Here is a 14,961-nt window from a genome sequence, read left to right as displayed (position 1 = left end):
GATGATACAAAAAATCAGAACCAGTAAATTTTCAAAGATTCTCGCAAGCTATTTGGCCATTCAACTTATTGTACAAATGGCGCAACCATCTAATCTGTGGGCTTTAACCAGCGGGCCATCCCAACCCGAGTTCAACTCTTTTACTCCTATTGGGACTTCCGATATGGTGAATTTACAATCTGGTAATTTCAACTATAATATTCCCATAATGGATGTTGGTGGATACCCATTGAATTTGGCCTATGATTCTGGAGTAACCATGGATCAAGAAGCCTCATGGGTAGGTCTTGGTTGGAACTTGAATGTGGGGCAGATCAATAGACAGGTAAGGGGTATCCCAGATGATTTTAAAGGCGACACCATTGTGTATGAAAATAATATTCGGGACAATGTTACTGTTGGGGTTACCACAGGGGTTGATGCACAGGTCTTTGGGTTTGAAACTCCTGACAATATTAATACCTCTATTGGCGTTAATCTTCGATACAACAACTTCACAGGGTTATCTTTTTCTCCATCATATGGTCTTTCATTTGATTTGTCAGATAATATAACCGTAGGAATGGATGTACAGACCTCAGCTATGGACGGGGTTACCATATCCCCAACCGTTAGTGCCAAAGCAGGCTTTCTTGAAAAGACAGGCCTTATGAGTGGCATATTAAATGCCGGTGTTTCCTATAATTCGAACAGAGGGCTTTCCTCATTTAATCTTTCCTCTAGCCTAGGGTCACCTTTTAAGCTTGGAGAAAAAAAAATAATCAAATCAAATGGAAGTGATGATACGGTTGGAGGATTAGTAAATTCTGGCCTAGGCAGTTTTGGATCGGTATCTTTTCAAAACACTACTCTAACTCCTAGAAAACGGACGGCGTTTAAAGATATTTCGGCTACTGTGTCAGTATCCGTGGGTACTTCAGTTTGGGGTCTAGATGGAGAGGTTGAATTGTCGGCAATGGGGGCAGTTCAACAACTTAAAGACCCCATAAAATATGAAAAAGCGTACGGGTATGAATTTACAGGCCATGCCACATCTGATGATGTGCTCGACTACAATAGGGAGAAAGATGGATTAATAAGTAAAACCACTTTGGCCTTGCCCACAACAAATTATACCTATGACCTCTATTCGGTGAATGGGCAGGGCATTGCCGGTATGTTTCGTCCATATCGGAGCCAAGTTGGAGAATTGCATGATGAATTTGTGGAAGATGAGAGTGATAGTTTTCAATTTGGTGTTGAAGTGGAGGCCACAACATCATTCCATATGGGTGCAAACTTTACCGCAGCTCCATCTAGAAGTTGGACCGGTTCCTGGGATACCAGAGCATTAAAAAATTTCAAACAAAAAAGAGAGGACGTACGCGAGGCATCTGATGCTTTAGATTATGAATCTGTTTACTTCAAATACATTGGAGAACCAAGAGTTAATCAAGATGAGGAGCTATTCAATGCCTTGGGAGACTATGACCCCATTGCTTTGGAAATTGGGGGAACCGGCTTTAACCAATTTGCTGACAATAAGTTTAGGGTAAAAAGATACGATAATGAGGGTGTTCCCTTCTATCCAACAAGCAATGATGACGCAATCAATCCAATTTCTGGCAAGTATAAACGTCAAAAACGCGAAGTTCGAAATCAATCTATTCAAAAGTTAAGTGTCAAGGAGGTTAAATCCCTTTACGGAGAGGGAGGATATTATGGTAATTTAATTAATGATGAAGCCAAAAAAAGCCCTCACCACACAGCAGAAATAAGAGTTTTGAAAAGCGACGGTTCTTCTTATGTTTTTGGTGAAACTGCCTACAACAAACAAAAGCAGGAAATAACATTTAACACCAACAGTTCCATCTACAATTGTGCAACAGGAATGGTGCAGTATCAGACAGGTGAGGACACTTCTCAGAACGAAAGTGGTATTGATCATTTTTATAGCAATACCGCTACCAATCCCTTCGCACATACCTATTTACTATCATCGGTCCTTTCTTCTGATTATGAGGATTTGGAAGGAGATGGGCCTACCGATGATGATTTAGGTGCCTATACCTTATTTGAATACAAGACAAAATCGGATGACTACAAGTGGAGAGTACCATATGCAAATGGATGGGCATCTTATGATGCTGGCTTCAACACCCATCCAAACGACCAAAAGGGGAGTTATATCTATGGTGAAAAAGAAATCAAATATCTAGACAGAATCATCACAAAGACCCATGTTGCATTATTTGACCTTTCTCAGCGCAAAGATGCAAGGGGAGCTAAAGAAAAAAACAATTCTGCCAGTGTAGAGGACTATACTTATAAAATAGATAGGATACGATTGTATTCCAAACCAGAGGCAATTGCTGCAAATATTTTGGACTCAGACCCAAGTAATGACCTATCTATTACACCCATTAAAACAGCTCATTTTACATACAATTATTCCATGTGCAAAAACCTCCCCAACAATTTAGGAGGTACATTGGATGAAAACGAATTGCCTTTTATAGATGAAAACAGCCAAATCGACAATTCTGGAAAGCTTACCCTTAAAAAAGTACATTTTACATATAGAGGTTCTCAAATGGGAAAATTTACACCCTATGTGTTCAACTACGATAACTTCAACCCAGATTACAACCTCAAATCCTATGACATCTGGGGGAATTATAAACCAAACATCAGTGGGGGTTGCAATACACAAGATGAAATTACAGCCCCTGAATTTCCTTTTGTTCAACAAAATGATAAGGCTTTACAGGACAGTTATGCCTCAGCATGGTCGTTAAGCTCCATAGATTTACCATCAGGAGGTCGAATTGAGTTAACCTATGAGAGTGATGATTACCAATACGTGCAGGACAGGGAGACCATGCAAATGTTCAAAGTTGTTGGAGTAGGTGGTGATGGCGAAACCAGTCCTAATGATCCGGAAAATGCTGCTCGTCAATTTTTGTACAAAGCAAATGGCTATGATGAAGCCAGATATTTATATGTTGAGCTGCCTGATGAAGATTCCAATGCACCACTTATCAGCAGCGACGATTTTATTCGAAAATATCTTAAAGTAGGTATAGACAAACCTATATACTTTAGGTTTTTGTTGAACATGAACAAAGAAGGGGCACAATCGGAAACCAGTCCAAATTATGATTACGTAACGGGTTATTTTGAGATTGACCCTGGACTTCAACCAACTATTTTCCAACCTGGAAGCTCCGGTCCCATCTATGCTGCCATACCCATGCAGACTTCTGATATTGAAGGTGGCGCCTTTGGTGGCGGAAAACAAGTTAACCCAATTTCCAAAGCCGGTTGGTATTTTGGAAGAAAATATTTAAATGGTTGGGTGTACGGGCTTCAGCCTGATGCGCAAACACAGAACATAAAGGATATCGCCAAAAACATTGTCAATAGTTTTGGTGCTATACAGGATATTTTTACAGGGCCCAATAAGAAATTGCGCAAGAATACCAATTTAAGCGCCCAACGCTTTGTTCCAAATAAATCATGGATTAGGTTATCTACTTCCAAAAGTTACAAATTGGGTGGTGGATCTCGCATTAAAAAATTGGTCATGAAAGATCAATGGCACAAAATGGTAGGTGTTGATGAAGACCAAATACCGCCTTCCGAAAGAAGGTATGATAAAGAATACGGGCAAACTTATGAATACCTTTTAGAAGATGGCAGTTCAAGTGGTGTGGCAACATACGAACCCAATATGAGCAAGGAAAACCCTTTTGTAGAACCTTTTTACAACATTGGTGAGAGATTGGTAGCTCCTAAAGAGGTAAGCTATGTGGAAAAACCATTTGGGGAGCAATTTTTCCCTTCATCCGCCGTGACCTATAGTCGGGTTACAGTTAAAAATTTGGAACGCGATAATATTTCCGCACATGCTACAGGTAGAGTAATTACTGAACATTATACATCAAAAGATTTCCCTACAAAGGTTGATTTTACGGATATCGATAGTCCAAACAATTTCACAAGTAACCAAAACCAGTTTTTGCTTAACGTGGTCAAAGGAATCCTAGGTGCTCCAGTGGAAGTAAAAAACGAATATGCTCTTTCTCAAGGCTTTGTAGTACACACCAATGATATGAATGGTAAAGTTCGTGCTCAAAAAGTATATGCTGAAAATGCCGAAGATCCCATCTCATCAGTTGAGTATAAATACAGTACTCAATCTGAAAATCAAAGTGTATTGGACAACAGATTACCAACCGTTTCCAAAGATGGTAGTATTCAGATAGATAAACATATTGGGGTTGATTATGATGTGGTCACTGACTTTAGGGAAAGTTATTCTGAATCAAAAACCACAGGAGTTAAAGCTAATGTTGTCGTTTTGTACATAGGGATTTTCCCTGTTATTGTTCCAACTGCTGTGCCATCACGTTCCAAAATTGAAAATGTGGCCCACTCTACCATCACAACAAAAGTGATACATACCACCGCACAATTAAAGGAAAAAATAGCAACTGATCTAGGGTCAAGGGTATCAACAATCAATGAAGCATGGGATGCTGAAACTGGTCAAGTGATTCTAACAAGAACTATTAACGAATTTGATGATGAGTACTTTAATTTCAATTTTCCAGCCTATTGGGCATATGAAGGTATGGGACAAGCTTCTAAAAACTTTGGTATTTGGGGCGTCCTAAACAAAGCTGGGGACTTGTACAATATGCAAGAAGATGTGCAAGAATATTTTTATGAAGGTGACGAATTATTGATTACCGATGAAAATGAGTCCTCACAAAGATTATGGGTGGCAGAAGTCACTGCATCAGGAATAAAATTGATGGACAGGGACGGTAAAATGATTGGTAAAGGACTGGATTTGCTCAATACTCTTGATTTTAAAATCATACGTTCCGGGTACCGAAACCAGCAATTGGCCAACATGGCATCAGTTACCCTAATGAAAAACCCGATTACAAATAATTCTGGTGATTATTTGTCAACATTAGATTCAGGCTCTTTTGAACAATCCGCGGTTGGGGCAGCTGTCGACAATTTAAAAATCATTAACGCCAGTGCGGTCGAATATGATGACTTATGGCCTTGTCAATGCGAAGGCAACCTCTCCCTTTTACCTAAAAGCGTAGAATCATCTACAGATTTGGCTGGTACTCCTATTGAAAACTATGGATTTAATCCTTTTCTGCATAACATAAAGTCGGAATGGCGTGCAAAATACTCCTATGCCTATTTAACAGAGCGCATTAACATTACCGAAGGAACATCCAATAAGGTAAATACACGAAAAGAGGGTTATTTTAAAGAGTTTACCCCATACTATAATAAACTATCCAACGTTTGGGAAAAAGCTATAGACCCCCAAGATAGTTCTAACAAGTGGACCTTTGCCAGTGAGGTTACCCAATACAGTCCCTATGGAGCCGAATTGGAAAACAAAGATGCCCTAAATCGTTATTTTTCAGCCCAATACGGATATAATTATACCCTACCCACCGCAGTGGCATCCAATAGTAGATATCAGGATATGGGTGCTGACAATTTTGAAGATTATGATTTTTTCAACTCCCTTTATGGGCATTTTAATTATCAAGAAGCTGTTAACCTAGATGGACCGGATGGAGCACAAATTACAGACATTCGTGCGCATACGGGCCGTAACAGTCTCTTGGTTCGTGAAGGTGACAATGCCTTCCTAGAACGGCAACTGTTAGGGGAAGTGATTACAGTTGGTGACAGTGATAGTGATGGTCTAACGGACGATATCGATAATTGCCCTTACACCTATAATCCCTTGCAATTGGATTACAATGGAGATGGTGTAGGTGATCAGTGCGATATTGGTGATATTCCCTTAATCACTGACGCTAGAATCACCCATAATGATCATACAGGGTTTGACTATGGAACATCAGAATTGGAATATTGCCAGGGTACACAATCCAATCTTACCATTCATGGTAAGCCCAATGATGTGGTGTACTATAACGTACGAATGAAAACCTGGTATCAAGCAAGAAACCGCAGGCAAGGCTGGGTTGTATTGGTAAACAAGCAACCTATTATAGATATAGATTCCAACGAATACACTTACGACGGAACCATAGTTCTTGATGAAACAGGCAGGGCCTTGGTAGACTATGATATTGGAGGTAGAAACAAAAGAAGAAAGGGCCATTCCAGCCATTACCTAAGTGCTGTGTTAACACTGACAAACTCCGAAGGTGTTCAAATTTTTGGAGGTGAATATGACCAAATTACCGTAGATGTAAAAGTGGACTCGCATAAATGCGCCAACCTTTCTACCGAAGGAGAGTTTGTGGATTACAAGGATTATATCCCACAAAATGAAAAATAATAATCGTATTAAAAATATACCGCAACAGCTCACTAAAAAACTGACCCAATGGGAAAACTAAACTATCTACTGGCAAGCTTTATACTCTTTTTCTTGGGCCATGTGGTTCAAGCACAAGATGTCTCCACAGCAGAACGCCAAGCCTTGATTGATCTATACAATGCCACCAATGGTGCTAATTGGACCAATAATACTAATTGGAATACTAGTGCTTTAGTCACTAACTGGCATGGGGTGACTGTGGTCAATGATGTAGTTACGGAACTTGATTTAAGTTCTAACCTGTTATCTGGCAGTCTTCCACAAAACATAGATGACCTAAGCGGACTAATCAACATAAATTTTGATGAAAATCAATTATCTGGGGCAATCCCAACCTCAATTGGTCAGCTAACCAATTTGGAAAAATTGACGCTGAGCCGTAATCAATTATCTGGGAGTTTACCCACAGAACTTAGTCAGCTAACCAATTTAGATTTACTAGCATTATGGGATAACAACTTTACGGGAACAATACCGTCAAGTTTATCACTACTCATCAACTTGGAAAGGCTATTTTTGTTTAGCAATCAACTTTCTGGAACAATACCATCTTCACTTGGACAATTGACTAGTTTGCTGCAATTGGATTTGTCTAACAACCAACTTACAGGTTCAATTCCTGTTGAGTTGACCCAGCTATCCAATCTTTTTTTATTATCACTATTTAATAATCAATTATCTGGGGCCATTCCTATAGGGCTTTCCCAGTTAAATGGCTTAACACTGTTATTATTAGGAGATAACTCGTTAACCGGAAATGTTCCAGACTTTACAAATAACTCTTTGATTAGACTAGAAATACAGGGGAATGACTTTGTTTTCTCCCATGTTGAATCTGAGCATGCAACATATGTATCAAATTTTACTACCTATGCTTTCTCCCCCCAAGCCAAGGTAGATATAGAAGAAACACTTTCCGTGGTGGAAAATGGCAGCATTACTTTGACCAGTACGGCGCTTACCAGCACCAACAACAGTTACCAATGGTATAAAGATGGAGTGGCCATTGCTGGTGCTACCAGCAAAGATTATGTCATCTCTAATGCCACGGCCACGGATGCTGGGGTCTATTATTTTGAGGCCACCAACTCTGTGGTCACCGGGTTGACCCTTATCCGAAACGACATTACCCTAAGCGTAACCGCGCCCACTTGTGGGGTCTCCGCCGCTGAAAAACAGGCACTGTTGGATCTCTACAACAGCACCAATGGGGCCAATTGGACCAATACTTGGGACATTGTAAACGACGAACCTTGTGATTGGTATGGAGTGACGGTGGTGAATGGGGAAGTTTCAGAATTGAAATTGTCAAATAATAATCTTGTGGGGAGTATTCCAAATCAAATTGGCCAATTGGTTAATTTATCAAGAATAGATCTTTCCAACAATGGAAGCTTAAATGGAGCTATTCCAACTGAAATTGGAAATTTAATTGGGCTTTTGGATTTGAATTTATTCACATGTAATTTAAGTGGGGTCATACCAGATGAGATTGGTAGTTTAGTAAATTTGACCAACCTTAGACTTAGCGGCAATTCATTATCCGGAGCCATTCCATCAAGTGTCGGAAATTTATTGAATCTAAGGGATTTTCTTGCTGTAGGGAATAATTTAACTTCGATTCCTAACAATATAGGTGATATGGTAAGTTTAATTACTTTGGACCTTGGAAACAACAACATTTCTGGTTCAATACCCACATCGATTGGAAACCTTTCAAACCTTATTCATATTAATTTATTGAATAATCAATTAACAGGTAATTTACCTGATGAAATTGGTAATCTAAGTAATTTAATTTCACTTTTGTTAAGCAACAATCAGTTGACAGGGACCATTCCTACATCCTTAGGGAACTTATCAAATCTTATCACCTTACAGGTCAATACAAACAATCTTACTGGAACCGTCCCGAATACTTTCGGTAATTTACTTAATGCACAGTCATTGCAACTTTCGGGAAATAATTTTTTTGGGGATATTCCAGCTGCAATTTCCAATATACCGAATCTAGCGGCTTTCAATTTTTTTAATAACAATTTCGTTTTTTCGAATTTTGAGACAGAGCATTCCAATTACGAGGCAAATTTAAATTATTATAATTTCTCCCCCCAAGCCAAAGTAGATCTGGAAGAAACGCTTACCGTGGATGAAAATGGTACCATCACTTTGACCAGTACTGCCCTTACCAGCGCCAATAACAGCTACCAATGGTATAAAGACGGTGTGGTCATCGCCGGAGCTACCAGTAAGGACTATGTCATCTCCAATGCTACCGCAACAGATGCGGGCGTGTATTACTTTGAGGCCACCAACTCCGTGGTCACGGGCCTTACCCTTACCCGTAACGATATTACCCTAAGCGTAACCACGACCACTTGTGGGGTCTCCGCAGCCGAAAAACAGGCACTGTTGGATCTCTACAACAGCACCAATGGGGCCAATTGGTTTAATACTTGGGACATTGTAAACGATGAACCTTGTGATTGGCATGGGGTTACGGTTAGTAACGGAAATGTAATAAAAATTCAACTGCACACCAATAATATGTCGGGTTCAATTCAAGCATCTATTGGCAATTTAATAAATCTAACCGATTTATCATTACCTAATAATGCAATAACGGGAGAAATCCCAAGTACTATAGGAAATTTGTCAAATTTAACAACTCTAGTATTAGCTGATAATAATTTATCTGGAAATATACCTATTGAGCTTGGCCTATTAAATAGTTTGGCTGAACTTAACCTATTTGAAAATCAGCTAACAGGAATAATACCTCCTGAATTTGGTCAGTTGAGTAATTTGAGCTTGCTAAATTTAACTGGAAATCAACTTACAGGATCTATACCAACTCAGCTTAGCCAGTTAATTAGTTTGGTCGAGCTTCTCTTAAGGGATAATCAACTCTCTGGATCAATACCGGCTGAACTTGGTCAATTAAGTAATTTGACTATTCTTGATTTTTATAGTAATCAGTTAACAGGGTCAATACCGGCTGAACTCGGCCAATTAAGTAATTTAACTGAACTTAGGTTATTTGATAACCAACTTACAGGATCAATACCAGCTGAACTTGGCCAATTAAGCAATTTGGTTGAAATAACGTTATTTAATAACCAGATTTCAGGAAGTATTCCCATAGAAATTAATCAATTGACCAACCTTGCTTTATTAAACTTACAAAACAATCAACTTTCAGGTACAATTCCAGATTTATTAGGGCTCTCATTAAATTTTTTAATACTCGATAATAATGCATTTATTTTTTCCGATTTTGAATCAGAACATTCTAGCTATGCAGCAAGCCTATTTGGATACTTGTTCTCCCCTCAAGCCAAGGTAGATCAGGAAGAAACCTTATATGTGGAGGAATCTGGAAGCATTACCTTGACCAGCACCGCGCTTACCAGCGCCAACAACAGCTACCAATGGTATAAAGATGGAGTGGCCATTGCCGGAGCCACCAACAAAGATTATATAATCTCCAATGCCACGGCCACAGATGCTGGGGTCTACCACTTTACGGCCACCAACTCCGTGGTAACCGGGCTTACACTAACACGCAATGATATTACCTTAAACTTAGGTACTGACTCTTGCGGAGTTTCCGCCACTGAAAAGCAAGCTCTGCTTGATCTTTATAACAGTACCAACGGGGCCAATTGGACCAATACCCTGGCCAATAACCAACCCTGGGATACCAATATACCCGTTTGTGATTGGTTTGGGGTGACCGTGGTAAATGGGAATGTAACAGTATTAAATATAGGGAACAACAATCTCTCAGGACCTATTCCAGCATCTATCGGTGATTTAACGGACCTTACTCGTTTATGGTTATTTAGCAATCAACTTACCGGTAGCCTTCCTCCAAGTATTGGCAATCTTGTGAACATAAGAAATATAGCATTGAACAGCAATCAACTCTCTGGCAGTTTTCCTCTAGAAATAGTGTCAATGACCAATTTACAGAGCCTTAGCCTTAGCTTAAATCAATTTACCGGGAGCATCCCTGCTGCTTTTGGACAACTGACCAGCTTAAATTATGTAAGTCTAGGTGATAATAATTTTTCGGGAAGCATTCCCATGGAAATGGGAAACCTTACTAACCTATCATCTTTATTTTTAAATGACAACCTATTCACCGGTAATATTCCCCCAGAACTCGCAAACATGACCAATCTTACAGGCTTGGCATTGTCAAACAACCAATTAACGGGAAGCATTCCAATTGAATTACTGAATCTTCCCAATCTTGTTGATCTGCGGGTGAACAATAATCAACTATCTGGAACAATTCCTGATTTTACCACAACTGCAACTCCCCTAAGCACACTCTTGATTCCTATCAATAACTTTATATTTTCTGATTTTGAATCCCAACACTCCGATTATGTAACAGGTTTTTCTCAATATACCTTCTCCCCCCAAGCAAAAGTAGATGCAGAAGAAATCTTAACCGTACAGGAATTCAGTAACATTACCTTGACCAGCACTGTGCTTACCAGCACCAACAACAGCTACCAATGGTTTAAAGATGGGGTGGCCATTGCAGGGGCAACCAGTAAAGATTATGTAATCCCCAATGCTTCAGCCACAGATGCCGGGGTCTATTATTTTGAGGCTACCAACTCCGTGGTCACTGGACTTACACTGACCAGAAATGATATTACATTGAATGTCGAACCTGGTTCCAATACCATAGTTCAGCAACAGTTTTGTGCTACCGGCGGCGTACCAACAGTCGCAGATTTATCAATACCAACCCCGGCAGGTGTCACGGCAATTTGGTATCCTACGCAAACAGGCGGCACACCATTAGATCAAAATGAAACCTTGCAAAATGACAATACATATTGGAGGGATTATACGGGAAATACGATAGGTCGTGCTGGGGTTGAGGTCAATATTGACAATCTTATCCCCATTGGAAATCCCATACAAGAGTTTGATGCCCCAACAAATCCTACGCTGGCAGATATTGTGGTTTCGTTAAACCCCTCTAGTACGGCAAGTCAAGTACAATGGTATGCCTCTGCAACAAGCACAACGGCATTGGCCAATACCACAGCACTGCAAGATGGGGTCTCCTATTTTGCCGCGGAAAATGCAACAACTTGTAGATTGGAAATCAGGGTGTTCCTTGCCATTCTTGATGTCTGTACAGAAGTGGTTTATGACACTCCCCAGGAACCAAATGCGCTTTACGGCAATTTTGAAGGTGCCGCCAATGTAATCATAGCCAATAGCAGAAACGAATCCATGGGCGCAAGCGGGTGGACCACAACCTTGGGAACGCCGGATACTTTTTCCACTCCGTATTCCAATACCACAGATCCGTACCTTCAGTCATCTTTTACCGCCTCACAAAATGGGGACATCTGTGCTGGAGGACTTCGCTTTCAAAACACGGCTGAGGCATTTGGCGCCGATATTTTTGGGTTAAATGCAAGCACTACATATGTTGTTGAGCTTTACGTGGCCAATGTTACCAATGTGGTCAATGATGCCATTTCCAATGAGGCACAGGGTTTTTGGGAGATAACCTTTGCTGGGACCACAAAATCCACCGCAGCCATGGCTCCCAGTACTTCCGTGGCAACCACCTGGAAAAGGGAACGTTTGGAATTTGACACCAATTCATCAACGACTCAATTTATGGAGTTTAAAGTCGGTTCCAATGCAACGAATCAAAATAACGCATATCCAGTGTACATGTTAATCGATGGTATCAGAGTTTATGAAAAACCACAAAGTACATCTTCAAACCCATGCGCTCTAATTGAACCCCAAGTATTTTGTAACAGTGATGATGACAATCAGCCCACAATTGGCGATTTAACATCTCCAAGTGGTAATAGTGTAACGTGGCACAGCGCTCCAATTGACGGCACCAGATATTTTGAATCTGTAGAATTGGGCAGTATAAATGAAACTTTTGTCTGGGCAGACGAAGGTAATGGTGAAGCTCGGGTCCCTGTAGAAATCCTACTTGATTTTGGTGCTCCCTTTGGAGATACCTATCAATCTTTTGATGGCAATAATTCGCCCACCCTGGCCGATTTGGTTGTTGAGGGCATCAATATTACATGGCATTCATCATATGCCAGCATAGATGTATTGCCAACTTCCACCCCTCTAACCAATGATGTAATCTATTATGCCGCTCAGGATGGTAACCCATGCCGACTTTCTGTCCAAGTATTTGTGGGCATTCCAACTCTTGTGGGGGACGGTAATCAAGAATTTTGCAGTTCCACCAATCCAACCGTTGGGAATTTGGTCATGGAGACCACGGACCCATCGTATACCTTGACATGGTATGATGCAGAAACTGGGGGGCTGGCCTACAACAGTACAGATAGCTTGGTTGATGGCCAAACATATTATGCAAGCCAGGGCAATGGAGCAGATTCAAGTGAAGAACGGTATCCGGTTAGAGTATCTGTAATAGATACCGCAGAAGAGAATAAGTTATACGAACGCGATATTCAAGTAGCGTCCGGTACCACAATCGCTGATATAACTACTTTCTTTGAATTGGAACCAACCATACTATGGTATGATTTTCCGCAAGCTGGTACCGCATATCCCAATACGTACACCCTTATTGATGGAGAAACATATTATGCTAGAATTAGCGAAGGACTTTGTGATGCCCTAGAAGTACTTGCAGTAACTGTAGCCATAGAAGATGTGACAAATCCAGAGTTGGTAAGCTGTATTAAATTTATACCGCAACCAGGAGATCGATACGTAATAAGTGGTTGGGTTCGCGAGCATGCTGCTACGCCCGTTCCAGCCAATACCTTAGAATTTACCGAAAAGGAGTCCTTCATAGCGTTATTAGATCACCTAACATCTAAAATCTTTGCACAAGAAGATATACCTCCTGTTTATGAACTGTACAAGGACCCTCAAGCTCCTAACGTAAATCCTCTTTTGCCATTTATTAGAAATTTTACGGGAACCAATGTAACGGTCTATGACTTTCAATTTGAAACTGAATTAATTGGTTTACAAGAAGTTGCCGTGGGTTATTCCTTTGCTTTGTCACCTGATAATCTATATCGCTTTGTTTACCGTACCCCGTTGGTGGCATATCAATTTAACAGCCCCTTACCTGGTGGGTTCAATGTAGTTATTTTCGAAGATTACCATTATCCCATTCTAAACTATGTTAACCTTCAAATTGAATATACCGATGTTGCTATTGTTGGGAATTCGTTTCGAATAACATCCAATTTCAATCTATCCGGCGCAACTGATTCTCCTTATAAAACCAACTTCACAGGACATACTACAGATAGTGATACTGATTCAGGTATTGAGGCAAACGTGCAATTATTTGACTATGTGGAAGAACCACAACATATGGCAATGGATTATTTAAATACAAGCATAACGCTAGAATATTTAGACGAAAACGGGCAAGCTATTATCCTCCCCAATTCAAACGTCCTGTTTCAGCCAAAAGGTGCCATTATTGATGGATGGCAGCGTATATCAGGAGATTTCACCATTCCCACTAATGCTGCCAATATGAAGATTTACCTTAAAAATGATGGTTCAGGCCTCAACGCCTACTTTGATGATGTCCGAATGCATCCATTTGACAGTAACTTGAAATCATTTGTTTACGATCCTGTTACACAACGATTACAAGCGGAACTGGATGAAAATAATTATGCCACCTTTTATGAATATGACTCAGAAGGAGGGTTAGTAAGAGTAAAGAAAGAAACGGAACGTGGTGTGTATACTATACAAGAAACCAGGTCGGGCAATTCCAAACTAAATAACGGCTCAGAATAATGAAAAAAAGAAGCGTATACCCAGTTTTACTTTTTTTCTTTCTCTGTGTTTCTACCAACGGTAAAGCACAAAGTGTAGAGGAGGTATTGAATAAAGTAACAGATTTTTATAAGAATACTCCCCAATATAGAGTCCAAATGAATTTTACCCTGTTACGGGGATTAAATGGAAATAAAGTTACGGAGTCATATGATGCCTTTATGGAAAGAAACGGTAACTATACCAAAAATGTGATTTTAGGCACATCTGTATTTGTCTTTCAAAATGGGCAAATTGTGATGGATCAAAGCAATAAAAAAATCACCTATTCAAAAGATGCCACTCTTTCAAAACTCAGTGCAAACTTTAATATGAATAGTTTTTTAGAATATTATAAAAGTTCGCAATTGATAGACCTGGGAGAAAAATGGATTTGTGAAATGGTCTCTGCAAACCGTAATTTTTTCCAATTACCCTATTCAAAAATTGAATTACATATCAATAAGCGTAACTATAGTGTTGTAAAGCAAGTATTGTATTTCGCTAATCTAATCCCATTCTATAACAAAGAGAATAAAACCACTAAACAAGACTATGGGAGAATGGTTATTGCTTTGTCACATGATTTTGATGCAAAGGTGGATAAACTGAAACTAAGTGATTTTGTTACTGTACTCCCAAACAACAATGTACAGTTACAAAAAGATTATAACGATTATCAATTGGTCAAATAAACACAATATAATTAAACAACCAAGTAAATACCAAAGGCGTATGTTTACTAAAAT

3 protein-coding genes are annotated in these 14,961 nt (G+C 39.8%); all 3 read left to right on the top strand.

The annotated features are described in order from the left end of the window. The first annotated feature begins 1 nt into the window (after position 1). The 3 genes from SJY44_RS07335 to SJY44_RS07325 are packed head-to-tail and all read left to right on the top strand — an operon-like array spanning position 2 to position 14,907. The gene (locus SJY44_RS07335; protein WP_396591860.1) at positions 2-6,334 is read left to right on the top strand and encodes a hypothetical protein; all 6,333 of its coding nucleotides are present in this window, start codon (positions 2-4) and stop codon (positions 6,332-6,334) included. Between the two features lie 48 nt (positions 6,335-6,382). Further along, positions 6,383-14,194: an immunoglobulin domain-containing protein gene (locus SJY44_RS07330; RefSeq protein WP_396591859.1), complete on the top strand. Its 7,812-nt coding sequence runs from the start codon at positions 6,383-6,385 to the stop codon at positions 14,192-14,194. After that, positions 14,194-14,907: a hypothetical protein gene (locus SJY44_RS07325; protein ID WP_396591858.1), complete on the top strand. Its 714-nt coding sequence runs from the start codon at positions 14,194-14,196 to the stop codon at positions 14,905-14,907. Before SJY44_RS07330 ends, SJY44_RS07325 begins: the two co-directional genes overlap by 1 nt. Positions 14,908-14,961: the final 54 nt, after the last annotated feature.

It is taken from the genome of Allomuricauda sp. R78024, assembly GCF_044596045.1.
Classification (GTDB): Bacteria; Bacteroidota; Bacteroidia; order Flavobacteriales; family Flavobacteriaceae; genus Flagellimonas.
Note: the sequence above shows the minus strand (reverse complement) of the source record. Positions and strands in the feature narration are given on the sequence as shown.

Excerpts from the sequence above, each read along its gene's own strand:
- SJY44_RS07335 (WP_396591860.1), top strand. The coding sequence starts at position 2 with ATGATACAAAAAATCAGAACCAGTAAATTTTCAAAGATTCTCGCAAGC.
- SJY44_RS07330 (WP_396591859.1), top strand. The coding sequence starts at position 6,383 with ATGGGAAAACTAAACTATCTACTGGCAAGCTTTATACTCTTTTTCTTG.
- SJY44_RS07325 (WP_396591858.1), top strand. The coding sequence starts at position 14,194 with ATGAAAAAAAGAAGCGTATACCCAGTTTTACTTTTTTTCTTTCTCTGT.